The 18,040-nt window shown below is 61.7% G+C and carries 19 protein-coding genes; 13 read left to right on the top strand and 6 right to left on the bottom strand.

The window, feature by feature from the left end; all coding sequences use genetic code 11:
• Positions 1–2: 2 nt before the first annotated feature.
• Together X744_RS156845 and X744_RS156850 are read left to right on the top strand one after the other, a co-directional pair.
• The gene (locus tag X744_RS156845; protein WP_023759266.1) at positions 3–734 is read left to right on the top strand and encodes a hypothetical protein; all 732 of its coding nucleotides are present in this window, start codon (positions 3–5) and stop codon (positions 732–734) included.
• The gene (locus X744_RS156850; protein WP_023759265.1) at positions 734–1,432 is read left to right on the top strand and encodes a DnaJ domain-containing protein; all 699 of its coding nucleotides are present in this window, start codon (positions 734–736) and stop codon (positions 1,430–1,432) included. The genes X744_RS156845 and X744_RS156850 overlap by 1 nt, the downstream gene beginning before the upstream one ends.
• 46 nt (positions 1,433–1,478) lie before the next feature.
• On the opposite strand, the gene X744_RS156855 is transcribed toward X744_RS156850, so the two are convergent.
• Positions 1,479–2,903 (bottom strand): D-alanyl-D-alanine carboxypeptidase, encoded by a 1,425-nt coding sequence (locus X744_RS156855; RefSeq protein WP_023759264.1) that lies wholly within the window; start codon positions 2,901–2,903, stop codon positions 1,479–1,481.
• 283 nt (positions 2,904–3,186) lie between these two features.
• Here X744_RS156855 and X744_RS156860 point away from each other — a divergent pair, with 283 nt between their 5' ends.
• The 3 genes from X744_RS156860 (at position 3,187) to clpA (ending at position 6,619) form a co-directional block, all read left to right on the top strand.
• Complete coding sequence (locus X744_RS156860) at positions 3,187–3,516, top strand: phasin family protein (protein WP_023759263.1); 330 nt, start codon at positions 3,187–3,189, stop codon at positions 3,514–3,516.
• Positions 3,517–3,814: 298 nt separating this feature from the next.
• Positions 3,815–4,144, top strand: a complete 330-nt coding sequence (clpS, locus tag X744_RS156865; protein WP_010909565.1) for an ATP-dependent Clp protease adapter ClpS — start codon at positions 3,815–3,817, stop codon at positions 4,142–4,144.
• Positions 4,145–4,150: 6 nt separating this feature from the next.
• Entirely contained in the window at positions 4,151–6,619 is a 2,469-nt protein-coding gene (gene clpA / locus X744_RS156870; protein ID WP_023759262.1) for an ATP-dependent Clp protease ATP-binding subunit ClpA, read from the top strand.
• A 212-nt stretch (positions 6,620–6,831) separates the two neighbouring features.
• Here clpA and X744_RS156875 read toward each other — a convergent pair whose 3' ends face one another.
• The 4 genes from X744_RS156875 to X744_RS156890 form a co-directional block, all read right to left on the bottom strand.
• Positions 6,832–7,263: an HIT family protein gene (locus X744_RS156875; RefSeq protein ID WP_023759261.1), complete on the bottom strand. Its 432-nt coding sequence runs from the start codon at positions 7,261–7,263 to the stop codon at positions 6,832–6,834.
• Positions 7,264–7,354: 91 nt separating this feature from the next.
• A complete protein-coding gene (locus X744_RS156880) occupies positions 7,355–8,569 on the bottom strand; it encodes a GNAT family N-acetyltransferase (RefSeq protein WP_023759260.1) in 1,215 nt (404 codons plus the stop codon).
• 50 nt (positions 8,570–8,619) lie between these two features.
• Positions 8,620–9,348: a glycerophosphodiester phosphodiesterase gene (locus X744_RS156885; RefSeq protein ID WP_023759259.1), complete on the bottom strand. Its 729-nt coding sequence runs from the start codon at positions 9,346–9,348 to the stop codon at positions 8,620–8,622.
• Between the two features lie 14 nt (positions 9,349–9,362).
• Positions 9,363–9,827, bottom strand: coding sequence for a RidA family protein (locus X744_RS156890; protein WP_023759258.1), 465 nt, complete (start codon positions 9,825–9,827; stop codon positions 9,363–9,365).
• A gap of 138 nt (positions 9,828–9,965) precedes the next feature.
• On the opposite strand from X744_RS156890, the gene X744_RS156895 reads away from it, so the two are divergent.
• The 6 genes from X744_RS156895 (at position 9,966) to tsf (ending at position 15,135) form a co-directional block, all read left to right on the top strand.
• On the top strand, positions 9,966–10,793 hold the full coding sequence (locus X744_RS156895; RefSeq protein ID WP_023759257.1) for a cell envelope integrity EipB family protein: 828 nt from the start codon (positions 9,966–9,968) through the stop codon (positions 10,791–10,793).
• A 108-nt stretch (positions 10,794–10,901) separates the two neighbouring features.
• Entirely contained in the window at positions 10,902–12,197 is a 1,296-nt protein-coding gene (locus tag X744_RS156900) for a hypothetical protein (RefSeq protein ID WP_023759256.1), read from the top strand.
• Between the two features lie 59 nt (positions 12,198–12,256).
• Positions 12,257–12,535, top strand: coding sequence for a DUF4031 domain-containing protein (locus tag X744_RS156905; protein WP_023759255.1), 279 nt, complete (start codon positions 12,257–12,259; stop codon positions 12,533–12,535).
• Positions 12,532–13,140: a LysE family translocator gene (locus X744_RS156910; protein ID WP_023759254.1), complete on the top strand. Its 609-nt coding sequence runs from the start codon at positions 12,532–12,534 to the stop codon at positions 13,138–13,140. Before X744_RS156905 ends, X744_RS156910 begins: the two co-directional genes overlap by 4 nt.
• Positions 13,141–13,315: 175 nt before the next feature.
• The gene (gene rpsB, locus X744_RS156915) at positions 13,316–14,104 is read left to right on the top strand and encodes a 30S ribosomal protein S2 (protein ID WP_023759253.1); all 789 of its coding nucleotides are present in this window, start codon (positions 13,316–13,318) and stop codon (positions 14,102–14,104) included.
• A 110-nt stretch (positions 14,105–14,214) separates the two neighbouring features.
• Positions 14,215–15,135 carry a translation elongation factor Ts gene (gene tsf, locus X744_RS156920; RefSeq protein ID WP_023759252.1) on the top strand — a complete coding sequence of 307 codons (921 nt, stop codon included), beginning with the start codon at positions 14,215–14,217 and terminating at the stop codon, positions 15,133–15,135.
• Between the two features lie 12 nt (positions 15,136–15,147).
• Here the strand turns inward: tsf and X744_RS156925 are convergent, their stop codons facing one another.
• Positions 15,148–16,083: a LysR family transcriptional regulator gene (locus X744_RS156925; RefSeq protein WP_023759251.1), complete on the bottom strand. Its 936-nt coding sequence runs from the start codon at positions 16,081–16,083 to the stop codon at positions 15,148–15,150.
• Between the two features lie 129 nt (positions 16,084–16,212).
• On the opposite strand from X744_RS156925, the gene X744_RS156930 reads away from it, so the two are divergent.
• Positions 16,213–16,755, top strand: coding sequence for a nuclear transport factor 2 family protein (locus X744_RS156930; RefSeq protein ID WP_023759250.1), 543 nt, complete (start codon positions 16,213–16,215; stop codon positions 16,753–16,755).
• A 37-nt stretch (positions 16,756–16,792) separates the two neighbouring features.
• Entirely contained in the window at positions 16,793–17,902 is a 1,110-nt protein-coding gene (locus X744_RS156935; RefSeq protein WP_023759249.1) for an aldo/keto reductase, read from the top strand.
• The last annotated feature ends 138 nt before the right edge of the window (positions 17,903–18,040 follow it).

The following is an 18,040-nucleotide window of genomic DNA, read 5'->3' as shown; positions in this document are numbered from 1 at the left end:
CCATGAACGACAAGAAGCAGCCCGTGCCCGCAAGGGCCAATCCTGCGCCGGTCAAACCTCAATCCAATGCCGGCGAGATCGAAGCCTTTCTTCGGCAGGCAAGGACGCTGGCTGCCTCGGCGAAGGGGTCGGGCAGGCTGATCCTTTCGCTCGACGCGACGATGAGCCGCCAGCCGACCTGGGATCTGGCTTGTGAGCTGCAGGGCCAGATGTTCGATGCCGTCGGCAAGGCCGGAACCCTCAGTGTCCAACTGGTCTATTTTCGCGGCCTGGGCGAGTGCCGTTCTTCTGCTTTCGTGACCGATACCAGTGCCTTGAAACAGTTGATGACGCGAATCCAATGCCGCAGCGGCCACACCCAGATCGGCAAGGTGCTGACGCACGCGCTGAAACAGACCGGTACGGCCAAGGTCAATGCGCTGGTCTATATCGGCGATGCCATGGAAGAAAACATCGACGATCTGGCCGAAAAGGCCGGCAGCCTCGGCCTGCATGGCGTGCCTGTCTTCGTTTTCCAGGAAGGTCATGATTCCGGCGCAGAAAAAGCGTTCAAGGAAATCGCCCGGTTGTCCAAAGGGGCTTGGTTCCGATTTGACAGGCGGGCTGCCGCGACTCTAGCCGAACTGCTTTCGGCGGTTGCGGTGTTTGCAACCGGCGGGCTGGCGGCGCTCGAGGCCAGAGGCAGGCCGGAGGACCGGCTGATGATCGAGCATCTGCGGGGCAGCGGGAACTGATGGGCGCGGTTATCTTATTCGTTGCATTGCTTCTGGTGCTTCTCGGCGCGGTGACCATCTTTCTGCGCGCCGATCCGGGAAAACTGGCGAGCGGAATGCGCACGCTCGGACCGGTTCTCCTGGCGCTGGTCGGCGTCACTTTGCTTGTGGTCGGGCGCGAAGGCATCGCCGGCATCATACTGGCCGCGGCAATTGCCTGGTACAGTTCTGTGCGGATGAAACACCAGACGGCCAGACCGGTGCAGGGCAAGCGTTCGACGGTGCGTACCGCCGCATTGGAAATGGAGCTTGATCACGCTACTGGCGGCCTGGAGGGCCTCGTGCTGGCCGGCCGCCATGAAGGCAAGATGCTTGGTGCGATGGGATTAGCCGAATTGCAGCATCTCTACCGGGAACTCTCCGGCGACCCGGAGAGCCGACAGCTGCTAGAGACGTATCTTGACGGCAGATTTCCCGTCTGGCGCAAAAACACTGATGCGGACGGTGGCGAAGGGTTGGGTGTTGCGCCAGGTTCGGGCGCCATGACTAAGGAGGAGGCCTACAAGGTCCTTGGTCTTGAAGCGGGGGCCGCCGCGGCGGATGTCCGCAAGGCGCACCGCCGCCTGATGCAGCGCCTCCACCCCGATATCGGCGGCACGTCTTTCCTGGCGGCGCGGATTAACGAAGCCAAGGACGTCTTGCTCTCCAACCACAACTAGTCTCCTTCGACGCAGAAATCTTCCGGGAGATGGCTTCCACGCCGTCCTACTGCTGGACGGCGTAGCACTCGATGTTCTTCTTCTTCAAAGCAGTACAGGTCTTCCAGGCGGCGGTCTTCGAACCAAAGCCACCAAAGCGGGCCCGGTAATAGGTGACCCCGTCCTTGTCGAAGGCGACGGTGAAGCCGGACGCGTCGGCCAACACGTTGGGTGCCTTCTTGGCCGCCTTGTCGAGGAAAGCCTGGGCTTCAGACTGTTTCGGCGACGAGGCGACCTGAATGGCCCAGCCCGACGGCACCGACGCCGTGCTGACCGGATCGACAGGCGCAGCCGGCGTCGGCTCGGCAGCCGGCTCGGCGTAAGCAGCGACGACCTGGGCAGTGGCAATTTGAGGGGCCGAGACGATGACGGTCTTGACCTTCCTGGTCTTGATGGCCGGGGCTGCCTCTTCGGCCTGCGCGGTGTCGTCTTCCGCGACGGTGGCGTCCTCGGCAACCGTGGCATCATCTTGTGCCACCATCGGCTTGTCGTCCAGGGTCGGCGCGTCATGCTTGGGCAGGAGGACCTTGGCAAGCGCAGTGACTGGGTTGTTGCCGCTGGCCTTGGCAACCAGATCGCCGCCGCCTCGGGTAGAGGCCCTCGGCAAGTAGGTGTTGATCAACATCGCCATCTGGTTATCGCGGCTGCCGCCGGAGGTGCCGCCCATGACCACGCCGACGAGGCGGCGATTGCCGTCGGAAACCGACGAGACGAGATTGAAGCCGGAGGCGCGGGTGTAGCCCGTCTTGATGCCGTCGACACCCTTGATGCGTCCGAGCAGGCGGTTGTGGCCGTTGATGCGCTGGCGCCCGTAGAGAAAGGAACGCTGCGAGAAGTAACCGTAGTACTGCGGGAAATGCTCCCTCAGCGCGATGCCGAGCGTCGCCATGTCGCGCGCGGTGGTGAACTGGCCGGGGTCGGGCAGGCCATTAGCGTTGCGGAAGACGGTGCCGTTCATGCCCAGCGCCCGTGCCTTGGCGGTCATCATGCGGGCAAAAGTGGGTTCATTGCCGCCGAGCATTTCACCTAGCGCGGTGGCCGAGTCGTTCGCTGACTTGGTGACAATCGACAGGATCGCGGTCTCGACCGTGACAGAACCGCCCGGCTTAACCCCGAGTTTCGTCGGTGCCTCGGCGGATGCATGGGCCGAAAACACGACTGGCGAGTTCCTGCTGATCTTCCCCTTCGCCAGTGCTTCGAAGGTCAGATAGAGCGTCATCATCTTGGTCAGCGATGCCGGATAGCGCCTGCCGTCGGCGTCCGCCGAATACAGCACCTTGCCGGTCTTGGCGTCGATGACGATGGCCGCCGACCTCGCCGCCAGCGACGAGGCAACGTCGCCGCAAACGAATGCCATCGCCATCGCGATGATCATGATCGTTTTGAGAGGGGAGGTGGATTTGGAAACGATGCCCAACAACGCCTTACGCACTGGTACTTCCCTTGGATTCTTCGTTGCGCTGGAGGCGGCAAAGGGTCCTGCCTCGCTTCCGGCCAAGCTACCGGGGCAGCGTTACCAATCCGTTTATGGTAACCGCCGCGTTCACCATTTTCTTCGAGCTTGAAGCTCTCTTTATTCGATTTTTAGCCATTGGCTGCGCAGGCGGGTTCGCGCGCCGGTGGAATATTGACTTTTGTGCGGCGCACAATATATTAAGGTGCACTGCACAAGGGCGCCCCGAAGAAGGACGCCTCAACCGTCAAGGGAATTAGAAATGACCCAGACCTATGAGGATTTCAGCAAATACGGCAAAGAGTTTGCCGACACCGGATTGAAGAGCTTCGCGTCGCTCTCCAAGGGCGCCCAGGCGATCGCCACCGAGGCTGGCGAATACACCAAGAAGAGTTTTGAGTCAGGCAGCGCTACTATAGAGAAGCTGTTTTCGGCCAAGTCGCTGGAAAAGGCGATCGAGATCCAGTCGGATTATGCCAAGCAGTCCTACGAGGCGTTCGTCGCCGAGGCCACCAAGATTGGCGACCTTTATGCCGAACTCGCCAAGGAAGCTTACAAGCCCTTCGAATCGATCGTTGCCAAGGCGAAGTAATTTTCGCCCGGGCGAATTAACTTCGTCCAGACACGACCCTGAGTTGGCCCTTTGGGGCCCGTAAAAAACCCGGCAGCGGAAACGTGGCCGGGTTTTTCATGTCAACTGCCGATCAAAGGCCTCGCGCCCCTTCACGATTGCGAAAATCGTCCAAGTTTGGTCACCTAGCCATATTGTCAGCTAAACAGAAGGGCTTAAAATCGTCCATCGAACACCTACATGTCGAGTTCGCATGGGGATTCGAAAGAGGCAGGAATACGTGACGATCGGTTTGACTGCCACGAGATGCGTGGTGCGGATGCAAAACGGCGGCGGCGACGGCAATGAGGCCGGCCGCGGGACGGCCGTCATCACGCGCACGAAAACCAAAACCAAGAAGCCCAGCCTTTATCGGGTCCTCATCCTCAACGACGACTACACGCCCATGGAGTTCGTGGTTCACGTGCTGGAGCGTTTTTTCCAGAAGGACCGCGAAGCCGCCACACGCATCATGCTTCATGTTCACAATCATGGAGTGGGCGAGTGCGGGGTCTATACATTCGAGGTGGCCGAGACCAAAGTGTCCCAGGTCATGGATTTCGCCCGACAGAATCAGCATCCGCTGCAATGCGTGATGGAGAAGAAGTGAGGTAACATGCCGGCTTTCTCCCAAGGCCTGGAAAAGGCGCTTCACCAAGCGCTGACGCTCGCCAATGAGCGGCACCATGAATACGCAACCCTTGAACATCTGTTGCTCGCGCTCATCGACGACACCGAAGCGGCTGCCGTCATGCGCGCCTGCAATGTCGATCTCGATGAGCTCAAGCATACGGTTCTCACCTATATCGACACCGAACTCGACAATCTCGTCACCGGCTACGACGAGGACTCCAAGCCGACGGCCGGTTTCCAGCGCGTCATACAGCGCGCGGTGATCCATGTGCAGTCATCGGGCCGCGAGGAAGTGTCGGGCGCCAATGTGCTCGTCGCCATCTTCGCCGAACGCGAGAGCCATGCCGCCTATTTCCTGCAAGAACAGCAGATGACCCGCTACGACGCGGTCAACTACATCTCGCACGGCATTGCCAAGCGTCCGGGCGCGTCGGAAACACGCTCGCCGCGCGGCGCCGAAGACGAGCAGGGTGGCCAGAACGGCGCCGAGCCGCAGGAGGAAGGCGGCAAGAAGAAGCAGCAGCAGGACGCGCTGACCGCTTATTGCATCAACCTCAACAACAAGGCCAAGGCCGGCAAGATCGACCCGCTGATCGGCCGCGAGTCCGAGATCAACCGCACCATCCAGGTGCTGTGCCGCCGCTCCAAGAACAACCCGCTCTATGTCGGCGATCCCGGCGTCGGCAAGACGGCGATAGCCGAGGGCCTGGCCAAGCGTATCGTCGAAGGCGACGTTCCCGAAGTGCTGCACAACGCCACCATCTTTGCGCTCGACATGGGCACGTTGCTGGCAGGCACGCGCTATCGCGGTGACTTCGAGGAACGGCTGAAGCAGGTCGTCAAGGAGCTCGAGGACTATCCAGGTGCTGTGCTGTTCATCGACGAGATCCACACGGTGATCGGGGCTGGGGCCACATCAGGCGGCGCCATGGACGCGTCCAACCTGTTGAAGCCGGCCTTGTCGTCGGGTGCGATCCGCTGCATCGGTTCGACCACCTACAAGGAATTCCGCCAGTTCTTCGAGAAGGACCGCGCCCTGGTGCGACGCTTCCAGAAGATAGACGTTAACGAGCCGACCATCGAGGACGCCATCGCGATCATGAAGGGCCTGAAGCCCTATTACGAGGAATTCCACAAGGTGAAGTTCACCAACGAGGCGATCAAGGCCTCGGTGGAGCTGTCGGCGCGCTACATCAACGACCGCAAGTTGCCGGACAAGGCGATCGACGTGATCGACGAGACCGGCGCCTCGCAAATGCTGGTGCCGGAAGCCAAGCGCAAGAAGACCATCGGCATCAAGGAGATCGAAGCCACGATCGCCACCATGGCGCGCATCCCTCCGAAGACGGTTTCGGCCGATGACGAGAAGGTGCTGCAGGGCCTCGACATCGAGCTGAAGCGCGTCGTCTATGGCCAGGACACCGCGATCACCGCGTTGACCTCGGCCATCAAGCTGGCGCGTGCGGGCCTGCGTGAACCGGAAAAGCCAATCGGTTCCTACTTGTTCTCCGGCCCGACCGGCGTCGGCAAGACCGAAGTGGCCAAGCAGTTGGCCGCCTCTCTCGGCGTCGAGCTGATCCGCTTCGACATGTCGGAGTACATGGAACGTCACACCGTATCGCGGCTGATCGGTGCGCCTCCCGGCTATGTCGGCTTCGACCAGGGCGGCCTTTTGACCGACGGCGTCGACCAGCATCCGCATTGCGTGCTGTTGCTGGACGAAGTCGAGAAGGCGCATCCGGACCTGTTCAACATCCTGTTGCAGGTGATGGACCATGGCAAGCTGACGGACCACAACGGCAAGCAGATCGACTTCCGCAATGTGATCTTGATCATGACCACCAATGCGGGTGCGTCGGATGCGCAGCGCGCGGCGATCGGCTTCGGCTCGACCAAGCGCGAAGGCGACGATGTCGAGGCGATCAACCGGCTGTTCACGCCGGAGTTCCGCAATCGTCTCGATGCGATCATCCCGTTCGGCTCGCTGCCGGTACCGGTTATCCATCAGGTGGTGCAGAAGTTCGTCATGCAGCTCGAGGCCCAGCTTTCCGAGCGTGGCGTCACCTTCGACCTGTCGCCGGATGCGATCGCCTGGCTCGCCGACAAGGGTTATGACGAGCGCATGGGAGCGCGGCCGCTCGGCCGGGTGATCCAGGAGCACATCAAGAAGCCGCTGGCCGACGAGGTGCTGTTCGGCAAGCTCAAGAAGGGCGGTACGGTGCGCGTCACCGTCGAGAAGAAGGAAACCGGCGAAACCGGTCTGAAGCTCGAATCGCTCGCCGACGAGGCGCCGGTGAAGCCGAAGAAGGAAGAGCCGGAAGAAACGCCGAAGCCCAGAAAGGCCGTGGCGAAAAAGCCCGCGGCCAAGAAGCTGGTGGCTCAGAAGCCCGAAGCCAAAGGCAAGGACGGCGGCAAGCGCAGCCTCGTGCCGCAACTGCCCAGAAAGAACTGACCTTGATGGAAGTCGAAAAAGCCCCGGAGACGGGGCTTTTTCATTGGAGCGAGAGCTGCTTGTCGGTGTTCGCTGCCCGGTCGAAATCATCACGAAGAGGTGTGCGGCCAGAGCGCTGCCAGCGGCTGGAGCAAGGCATCGCACGGCCGAGTCCGATCGAGCGATGGGCTCAGCCCGACTAAGACTGTTCCAGTTTGCCGGCGATTGCGGTGTCAGCTTTGCAGTGCCGCCCGTATCTTTTCGGCGTTTTCGGCCAACACCTCCGACTTTTCCATCGCGCCCGTGTGTGGCTTCAGCGGGATGCCGTCGAAGCGCGGGATGACATGCACATGGAGATGATAAACGGTCTGGCCCGAGGCCGGCTCATTGAACTGCATGACGGTGACGCCGTCGGCGCCGAAGGCCTTTTTCACCGCCTGCGCCACTTTCTGAACGACCGTGAAAAGCGGGCCGAAAATTGACGGATCGGCGTCGAGCAGGTTGCGCGACGGCACCTTCGGCACCACGAGCGTATGGCCCGGCCCCTGCGGCATCACATCCATGAAGGCTATGAACGCATCGTCCTGGTAGACGCGGTGCGAGGGAATTTCGCCGCGCAGGATCTTCGCGAAGATGTTGTCGGTGTCATAGGCGGTTTCAGCCATGGCAAATGCTCCCGATTGTGACTTTGGTGTAGCGAAGCGGTCGAAAATCGGCAAGACGATCGTCGATCCTGCCCCTCCGGGCAGCGGGTCGCTACTCCTCCAAATCCTTGCGGAACGGGGTATGCTCTTCGAGATATTCGCTCATCCGCTCCACCTCATGGCGTTCGCGCCTGAGATAGTCGGCAACGGCGTTGCGCAGGCCGGGATGGGCGATGTAGTGCGCGGAATGCATGGTCACCGGCCGGTAGCCGCGCGCCAGTTTGTGCTCGCCTTGCGCGCCTGCCTCGACCACTTTCAGCTTGCGCTCGATGGCGAAGTCGATCGCCTGATGGTAGCAGACCTCGAAATGCAGGAAGGGATGATCCTCGATGCAGCCCCAGTTGCGGCCATAGAGTGCGTCGGAGCCGATGAAATTGATGGCGCCGGCAATGTAGCGCCCGTTGCGCCTGGCCATTACCAGAAGGATGTCGTCGGCCATGCGCTCGCCGATCAACGAAAAGAACTGACGGTTGAGATAGGGGCGGCCCCATTTGCGGCTGCCGGTGTCCATGTAGAAGGCGTAAAAATCGTCCCAGGCCTTCTCGGTGATATCCTTGCCGGTCAGCCGGTCGATCGAAATGCCATCTGCAAGCGCCTCGCGCCTTTCCTTCTTCATCGCCTTTCGCTTGCGCGAGGCAAGGGTGGCGAGGAAATCGTCGTAGGTTGAAAAGTCTTCATTGAAGAAATGGAATTGCTGATCGGTGCGGCGCAGGAAACCTGCCGCTTCCAGCACCTTCACGTCGCTATCTTGCGCGAAGGTGACATGCGCGGAAGAGACGCCGAGTTTTTGCGTGACCGCTTTCAGACCCGCCGCGAGACCGGCCTTCACCGTGGCGCTGTCCTCGCCCTTGCTGACCAGCAGGCGAGGGCCGGTGACCGGCGTGAACGGCACAGCACTTTGCAGTTTGGGATAGTAGCGGCCGCCGGCCCGCTCGAAGGCATCCGACCAGCCATGATCGAAGACATATTCGCCCTGGCTGTGCGACTTGAGATAGCAGGGAACCGCACCGAGCAACGTGCCTTGCCCATCCTCCAGCCTGAGATGGTGGCCCTGCCAGCCGGTGCGCCGCACGGCGCAGCCGGACTCCTCAAGCGCGCTCAGGAAAGCGAATGAAACGAGTGGGTTGTAGCCGTTTTCTGCGTCGTCGCGCGTGGTCCCACGGAGGCTGTTCCATTCATCGCAGGTGAAAGCGCCGACGCCGGCGGCGACGCGGATCGAATAGTCCGCATTTGCTGTTTGGCCATCGCCCTCGTCGCCTTGATCCATGAGGCTTATTTAAGCTCCGTCCGGCTCGGTACAAGTCACGTTTCAGGCACTCAGGCGACTTTGACCAGATCGGGTTCGAACCCTTCGAATGTCATCTGGTCGGCGTATCTGAAGGTCAGGTCGACAGCCGGCTGGTCATGCACGGTCCAGGTGATGACAGGCATTTTCAGCTTTTCACGCACGAAGCTGACGAACCGGTTCGGCAGGTCGCCGGCCGCATAGGAGGTGAAGGCGATCTCGTGCGCAAGCATGGAGAAATGCGCTTCGATCAACTTGACGTCGTTGCCGTACGCGGTGAGTCCCCCCGGGATACCCGGCGCGTCCTTCGGGAAATCGCGGATCAACCAGTGGTCGAACGACATGATCGCGGCTTTGCCCTTGTAGCGCTTGAGCATCTTGCCGACGCTTGCCACCAGGCCTTCGTCATAGCCTGGCACGCCCTTCAGTTCGACCACCAGTGGTACGCGGCCATCGATCAGGTCGAGCACTTCCCGCAGCGTCGGCACATGGTCCGCCGTGCCACCGATCTTGAGCGCCGCCAGTTCCGCCGCGCTGCGCTGCCAGACGAAGCCGTCCTGGCCGGTCAGGCGCTTGAGATCGCCATCATGGATGATGACGGGAACGCGGTCAGACGACAGGTGCACGTCGCATTCGATGGCATAGCCACGCTCGGCCGCGGCCGCAAAGGCGGAAAGCGTGTTTTCCCAGCGCTTCTTGTTCATGTCGTGAAAGCCGCGATGGGCGACGGGCCGGGCGGTCAGCCAGGATAGGTCGGTCATATCTGTCCTCTGGCTCATTCGACTTCGAAGACGGCTTCGATTTCCACTGCGGCATTAAGCGGCAGGCAGGCGGTGCCGGCAGCCGAGCGTGAATGCTTACCGCGTTCGCCGAGGGCCGCAACCAGGAAATCCGAGGCGCCGTTGGCAACCAGATGCTGTTCGACAAACTCAGGTGTCGAAGCCACGAAAACGGTGATCTTCACCAGCCGGCGGATCTTCTCGAGGTCGCCGAGCGCTGCCTTGGCCTGCGCCAGGATGTTGATCGCGCAGTGCTTTGCCGCGTCCTTGCCGCCTGCCGTGTCGACATCGCGGCCAAGCAATCCGCTCGCCTGCAGCTTGCCATCCTTGAGCGGCAACTGCCCGGCGGTGAACAGCAAATTGCCGGTCCTGCAATAGGGCACGTAATTGGCGGCGGGCGCGGCGGCGACAGGAAGCGTCACGCCCAGATCGCTTAGCCGCTTTTCGATTGTTTCACTCATGGTATTTCCCTATTGCTTGGTGACGCCGCGCTGGCCGGGCCGAAATTGCTATTTTTGCCTCGCTTCCGCCATGACTTTTTTTAAGCTGGACCATCTTTCCCTGCGGCATACCATCAGCCGCGACGATCGGAGTACCTTATGCGCGCAGCGCGCCTTGCATTCCATGCCGTCCTGTTGTCGGGGATCTTCTCGATCGGCCCGGCCTTTGCCGCGCCGGCGCTGCAAGCCCACCGCGCCGTCTACGACCTTACCCTGAAAAAGGCGTCCGATCAGTCCGGCATCACAGGCATATCCGGTCGCATGGTCTATGAGTTCAACGGCTCTGCCTGTGAAGGCTATACGGTGAAATTCCGTTTCGTGACCCAGATCGTGACCGCCGACAACACCAGGCTGACCGACCAGCAGACAACCACTTTCGAGGATGCCGAAGGCAAAACATTCTCGTTTGTGACGAAGTCCTTCGTCGATCAGAACCTCGACAAGGAGGTCAAGGGCATCGCCACGAAGGAGACCAAGGGCCTGAAGGTCGATATCGACAAGCCGGAAAAGAACAGCGTCGAGCTGTCGACCACCCAGTTCCCGACCCAGCATCTGGTCGAACTGATCGGCAAGGCCGAAAAGGGCGAGAATTTCTACGAAACCAATCTGTTCGACGGTTCCGAAGATGCCAACAAGGTGATGACCACCACCGTCGTCGTCGGCAAGAAAACCGATGCCGACAAGGCCGATCCGGAGGCTCCGGCACTGGCGAAGCTCGCCACCGAAAAGTATTGGCCGGTCGACATCGCCTATTTCGACGACACCGGCAAGACTGGCGAAGAGGTGCCGGAATACCGCATCAGCTTCAAACTGCATGAGAACGGCATCACCCGTGACCTCACCATGGACTATGGCGACTTCTCGATGACGGGCAAGCTGGTCAATCTGTCGCTGTTCGACCAGACGAAAGCCTGCCCGACGAAATAAGGCTTCGATCCGGACCGGTTAAGCATGCCACGCCGTGGCGAACGACTTGAACGTGCCGCAATTTTCTCTCAACCTCTCCCCAGCGTCCAGGCGCAAGGGGGGAGCAGCTTGAGCAAGATCGATGTCTTCGTTGCGCCGAGACCTAGCCGGTTACTGATCAGGGCCATGACATCCGTTAACCGGATCGTCATGCTGCGCGGCATTCCCGGATTTCGCGATCTGTTGCCGTTCAACCGCCTAGCCGGTTTGCGCGGCGTCTCCAATGTCCGCCACATCGACTTGCCCGACGCCGACCTTGAGCAGCTGAAGGCCAGTTGCGGGGCGGGGAAGGCGACCTTCATCACGCCCAATCACCCCGAGTTCTTCACCGACTGGATGATCGACAAGGAGATCGTCTCGCAGGTCAGCCCGCTCACTGCGTCATGGGCGACGAATGGCGTCGTCAACGGTCTCGGCAGAATGATGCAGAAATTCTGGCTGGCCAACAACCTGATCGCCCAGATTCCGGGCAACAGCGGGGCAGCTAAGGAACACTCCATCGCCTGGGCCTTGAAGGGCCATGGCGTGCTGCTGCATCCCGAAGGCGGCGTCGGCTGGCATGCCAATGTCGTCGCGCCGCTGCTGCCGGGTGCCGTGGAGATGGGGCTTGAGGCTCTCCGGCGCGGCCGGGCCACGGATCCGGATTTCAAGGTCTGGATCGCGCCGGTCGTCTGGAAGCTTGCCTTCACCGGGAATGTCGAAGCGGCGCTGGCAAAGGAATGCGCCTATGTCGAGAAAAGCCTGAAGATAGAACGCCAGGCGACCGACACACTGCCGCAGCGCATCCACCATGTCTATTCGACGCTGCTGACCCGCGATGAAGCCGCCTGCGGCATACAATCCGACGAAGGCGCGACATATACCGAGCGCCGGAAAGCGTTGGTCATCGAGCTCGGCCGCCGGCTCGGCGAGAGCATCTCGGCCGACACTGCCATCGATACCGCCGAGCTTCTGCGTCGGGCGCGTCGCTGGCAGCGCGAAAACACCGGCGATGCGGAACGGCAAAAGGAGGTTCGCACGCTTGCCGACACCATTCAGAGGCTACAACGCGTCGGGCCCTGGGCCTCGGCCAACCCGCGCATCACCCAGGAGGAGATCGCCGAACATCTGAAGCGGATCCGCAACGATTATTGCCAGAACGGACTACGTGACACGATGAACCGGTTCATTCCGCAGCCGGCCGGGCCGCGTTGCGCCCACATCCGGGTGCCGGAGGCGCTGGGCCTGCATGCGTATGCGGGCTCGATCGATGATGCGGTTGCCGAACTGCACCGTCGCATGCAGGAAGCCGTCACCAGCACGGTGACCGAGCTTGCGGCCAAAGGCAGCTTCATTTTCTATCCGAATCCATTCTATCGTCACTGACATCCGGACGGGCCATGTGGCCGACTGTCGTGAAAGATGGAAGGCAGACAGCAAGCTTCATGGCAGTCTATGTCGACGCAGCGATCTGGAAATGGGCTGGCCATCGCTGGTGCCATCTGTTGGCCGACGACACCGACGAACTGCATCGCTTTGCCGCGGAGCTGGCGATCAAGCGTTCATCCTACCAGGGGCCGCCCAAGACATCGGCGCCGCATTATGACATAACCGGCTTCGAGCGCGACCGTGCGGTGCGGCTCGGCGCCATCGAATGCAGCCGCGAGGAGATCGTCGCGATCTTTCGGCGGGTGCGGGTGCCGAAGGGAAAGGTCCGATCGTGACGCTCACAGCATTTCTGACTTATTGCGCTGCGATCACTCTTGCCGCCGCGACGCCGGGACCGGCGATGTTCGCGGTCATCACCAACGGCGTGTCGCGCGGGTTCCTTCGCGCGTTCATGGCCGGAGTCGGTGTTGCCGCCGGCGATGCCGTGCTGGTCACCCTGGCATTGCTCGGACTGGTGGCGCTGGCCCAGACGTTCGAATGGATTTTCCTCTTGCTGAAATATGCGGGTGCTGCCTATCTGATCTTTCTCGGCGTCAGGATGTGGCGCGCTGCCGCGCAATCGAATGAGCCGCAGGCGACGCAGGCAAGATTGTCGCGGTCATTCTTCCTCGGTGCGTCCATTGCGCTCGGCAATCCGAAGGCCATCCTGTTCCATGCCTCGATCATGCCGCTGATCCTGAACCTCGACACCATGACCCTTGCCGACGGCCTGCTGGTGATCCTGGTCGTGATCAGCGTCAACATCCTCACTATGGGTTTCTATGCTGCGCTCGCGGGCCGGGCTTCGGGTTGGTTCAGGACGCCGAGGCGCATGCGGCTGATGAACCGGTTTGCCGGCAGTGCCATGATCGGCACCGGGGCGCTGATTGCCGCACGCTGAGCGTGAAGCGCCACACGGCTTGCGTTTGTCGCGTATCCCCTCTATATGCGCGCTCATTCCACACACGGACTTTGGTGTCTGCCCGGGAGAAATCCGGCTGAAACCTCCGGTGGCGTTCGAGGACAAAGTCCAAAAATGCCTGTGTCCGTGGAGGCTAACCGGAAAGGAACTTTGAATGGCACTGCCTGATTTCAGCATGCGCCAGCTTTTGGAAGCTGGCATTCACTTCGGCCACCAGACCCATCGCTGGAACCCGAAGATGGCGCCCTATATCTACGGCGCACGCAATAACATCCACATCATCGACCTCTCGCAGACGGTGCCTTTGCTGCACCAGGCGCTGAAGCAGGTTTCCGACACTGTCGCCAAGGGCGGCCGCGTGTTGTTCGTCGGCACCAAGCGCCAGGCGTCCGACATTGTCGCCGATGCGGCACAGCGTTCGGCTCAGTACTATGTCAACTCGCGTTGGCTCGGCGGCATGCTGACCAACTGGAAGACGATCTCGAATTCGATCCAGCGCCTGCGCAAGCTCGACGAAATGCTGGCCGGCGAGGCCCAGGGCCTGACCAAGAAGGAACGCCTCAACCTCGATCGCGAGCGCGAGAAGCTCGACAAGGCGCTGGGCGGCATCAAGGACATGGGCTCGACGCCCGACCTGATGTTCGTCATCGACACCAACAAGGAAGCGATCGCCATCCTCGAGGCCAAGCGTCTCGGCATCCCGGTCGTCGCCATCATCGATTCGAACTGCGATCCGGACAAGATCGACTTCCCGATCCCCGGCAATGACGACGCGGCCCGCGCCATTCAGCTCTATTGCGACCTGATCGCCAAGGCTGCCATCGACGGCATCGCCCGCCAGCAAGGCGCGCTCGGTATCGACATCGGCGCTTCGGTCGAAGCCCCGGTCGAGCCGGCGCTCGAGCCGGCCCCGGCCCCGGCGTCGGAAGCCCCCGAAGCTTGACAAGCGAAGGCCGGTTGCGGCCTTCATCTTTCTCATATTTTGGCACGCTAAACAGACGCATCATCGAATATCGATGGTGCGTCGGTGCATTTAAAACCAAAGAGGCGACAATGAGCATTTCGGCTGCACAGGTCAAAGAACTCCGCGACTTGACCGGCGCGGGCATGATGGATTGCAAGGCGGCGTTGACCGAGACCAACGGCAACATGGAAGAAGCCGTGGACTGGCTGCGCAAGAAGGGTATTTCCAAGGCCGACAAGAAGGCTGGACGTACTGCAGCGGAGGGCCTGATCGGCGTCGATTCCGGCGTTCGCGAGGCTGCCGTGGTAGAAGTCAATTCGGAGACCGACTTCGTTGCCCGCAATGCCGCGTTCCAGGAAATCGTCGCCAAAATTGCCAAGGTTGCTCTGGCCTATGGCACGACAGAAGCCGTGGCTGCCGCGAAGTATCCGGGTTCTGACAAGTCGGTAGCCGATACCATCAAGGACGCTGTCGGCACCATTGGCGAAAACATGGGCTTCCGCCGCTCGGCCAAGCTGACCGTTCCGCATGGCGCCGTCGCCACCTACGTCCACAACGCGGTTGCCGATGGTCTCGGCAAGCTCGGCGTTCTGGTTGCCATCGAGACCACCGGCAACGAGCATGCGGCGCATGCTTTCGCTCGTCAGGTCGCCATGCATGTTGCCGCCACCAATCCGATGGCGCTGACCGCTGAGCAGATCGATCCGGCCGCGGTCGAACGCGAGAAGGCGATCTTCTCCGACCAGGCACGCCAGTCCGGCAAGCCGGAAGCGATCATCGAGAAGATGGTCGAAGGCCGTCTGCGCAAGTTCTACGAGGAGGTCGTGCTCCTGAAGCAGGCCTTCGTGCTCAATCCCGACATCACCGTCGAGAAGGCGCTGACGGATGCCGAGAAGGACATCGGCGCGCCGGCCAAGATCACGGCTTACCTGCGCTTTGCGCTGGGCGAGGGCATCGAGAAGGAAGAGACCGACTTCGCGGCGGAAGTCGCGGCCGCGGTCAAGAAGTAACTTCCTACCGCTTTATTCCGAAAGCGTTTTTCGGCCGGATGTCCGCAGGGATGTCCGGCCGATTTCTTGTGCGGTGTCGATAAAGGCCCGCAGTTTCGGCGCCATCGCCGCCCGGCGCGGGAAATAGAGGAAAAGGCCGGGTTCCTCGATTGCCGACTGCGGCAGAACCTGCACCAGGCGGCCGGCCGCAAGATCGGCGCGCGCCAGCGGCTCGAACATATAGGCAAGGCCCACTCCGGCAAGCGCCAGGGCAATCGCCGCGAGCGAATCCGTGACGATGGTCGTACCGCCGGTCTCCATGACGACATCCTTGCCATCTTCGGTCAAATCCCAGCGATAGAGGGCACCGGAGCGGACAAGCCGGTAGCCGATGCAATTGTGGTTGGCGAGATCGGCGACGCAACGCGGACGGCCGCGGCGTCCGATATAGTCGGGAGAGGCGACGATGACGGCTTTGAACGGAGGCGTGAGCCGCACGGCCACCATGTCCTGCGCGATCATCTCGCCCAGCCGGATGCCCGCATCAAAGCCTTCGCCGACGATGTCGACCAGCCCCTGGTCGGCGAAAATCTCCACCGTAACGTCCGGATAGCGCTCGGCCATCGCCGCGACGACAGGCGTCACCGCCAATGGAATCGCGATGGTGGAGGCGTTGATCCTGAGCAGGCCGGAGGGCCTGCCCTTGACGCTGCGGATTCGGTCGATCCGTTCACCAATATCCTGAAGGGCAGGGGCCGCGGTCTCCACCAACGCCTTTCCGGCTTCGGTCAGCGAAACGCTGCGCGTCGTGCGTGCGAACAAGGGCTGGCCGATACGCTCCTCGACCAGCCGCACGGCATGGCTGACCGCTGACGGGCTCATGCCGAGTTCGGCCGCCGCAAGCGCGAACCCGCCGCGCCGGGCAACGGCAACGATCACAGGCAAATGTATGAGGAGATCGCGGTCCATTCATGAGCAATATCGCATTGTCTTTGCGAACTATGCAATCTTATCGACGCCGATTCAGTGGTCTACATTGTCGCCAACACATCGGCGCCCACACTTTGCCGATCGACTGATGGCATCAGGAGGAGAGACATGTATGCGTTGAAGCACGTAACGTTCGCGGCAGGCATGGCGCTGGCGCCCATTGATACCGGCGGGGCGGAACCTTCCGGCTGGCAGGCGCTAGCGGACGAACGCGCGGTCATCCGGATAGCCGATGGCATCGACCGCGCCGTCGACGCGCAGGACTGGAAACTGGCGCGCAGCTATTTCGCGGATCGGGTCACCGCCGATTTCAGCAGCCTGTCCGGGCAGCCGGCGGCCAACATCGCCTCCGACGACCTGATCGGCGCCTGGGCCGGCAACCTCAAGGGTAGCAAGACAAGCCTGCATCTGCGCACCAACCATCAGGTCGCTCTCCAGGCGAACACGGCGACGGTCCGTTCGAACGGCTATGCCTGGAACCGGATGGAGGGCAATGGCGACCCGCTTTGGGAAGTCTGGGGCACCTATGAGCATCACTTGACGCGCTCCGCCGCCGGCTGGAAGGTCGACGGCTTCGCGTTCCACATGACGCATGAGCGCGGCAACCCGTGGGTCAAGGCAACCCCGGGCAATGACACGGCGGGCCAGTGACGCCACGGCATTCACCAGCAAGCATTGGAAGACGATCATGACCATGACCTATTACACGCTCGGCAACAGCGGCCTCAGGGTCAGCCGGCTGGCGCTCGGCACGATGACTTTCGGCAAGGAATGGGGGTGGGGAGCAGACAGGGACACGGCCCGCGCCATGTTCGACGCCTATGTCGAGGCGGGCGGAAATTTCTTGGATACGGCGGACCTCTACACTGGCGGCACGGCCGAAGCCTGGCTTGGCGAATTCATCGCCGAGCGAGGCTTGCGCGACACCGCGGTGATCGCCAGCAAGTTCACCATGAACATGCAGCCGGGCAATCCGAATGCCGGCGGCAATGGCCGCAAGAACATTATGCGGGCGGTTGATGCCTCACTGAAGCGGTTGGGCACTGACTATATCGATCTCTATCTCATGCATGTGTGGGACAGGCTGACGCCGGCCGAAGAGGTCATGCGTACGCTGGATGACCTGGTGCGGATGGGCAAGGTGCGCCATGTCGGCCTGTCCGATGTGCCGGCCTGGTATGCGGGGCGCGCGCAGACGATTGCCGAACTGCGCGGATATGAGCCGGTTTCGGCCCTGCAACTCGAATATTCCCTGGCCGAACGCGCGATCGAGAACGAGTTCGTGCCTTTCGGCACGCGCCATGGCGCCGGCATCATGGTCTGGAGCCCGCTCGCCAGCGGGCTGCTCAGCGGCAAGTATCGGCCGGCCCGGGCCGGAAATGTGGGCCGGCTCGACGGGTTCCGCAATTCGACGCATCCGGGCTTCCAGAAATTCACTGAGCGTAACTGGGCCATCGTGGCCGAACTCAAGAAGGTTGCATCCGAGCTCGGCCGCAGCATGCCACAGGTCGCGCTCAACTGGGTGGCGACGCAGCCGGGGATCGCCACCGTCATCATTGGTGCGACCACGCTGGCCCAGATACAGGACAATCTTGGCGCGCTGGACTTCGAGATTCCGCCAGGGCTTCGCGACCGGCTGGATTCGGTCAGCAGAACGCCCGCGTCGTTCCCCTATTCCTATTTCGGGCCGCAGATACAGGCGCGCGTCACAGGCGGTGCCGCAACCGGCGACAAGCCCTCCGGCTACGCATCGCCGGTGCTTGTCGAGGGCGAGCCAGCCAGCGTGTCCGCCGACTGATCGATCCGGCAGGTTACCACCAATTTGCCGGTCGGGCGCCGCGTGACATCGCGGCGCCCTTCGTGTATCGGAACGCGATTGTTCGGGGCGGTGACTGCGCGGGGGTTGCCGCCCGGAGCGCGCCACACGCAAATGACG

It is taken from the genome of Mesorhizobium sp. LNHC252B00, from assembly GCF_000502955.1.
GTDB lineage: Bacteria > Pseudomonadota > Alphaproteobacteria > Rhizobiales > Rhizobiaceae > Mesorhizobium.
Note: the sequence above shows the minus strand (reverse complement) of the source record. Positions and strands in the feature narration are given on the sequence as shown.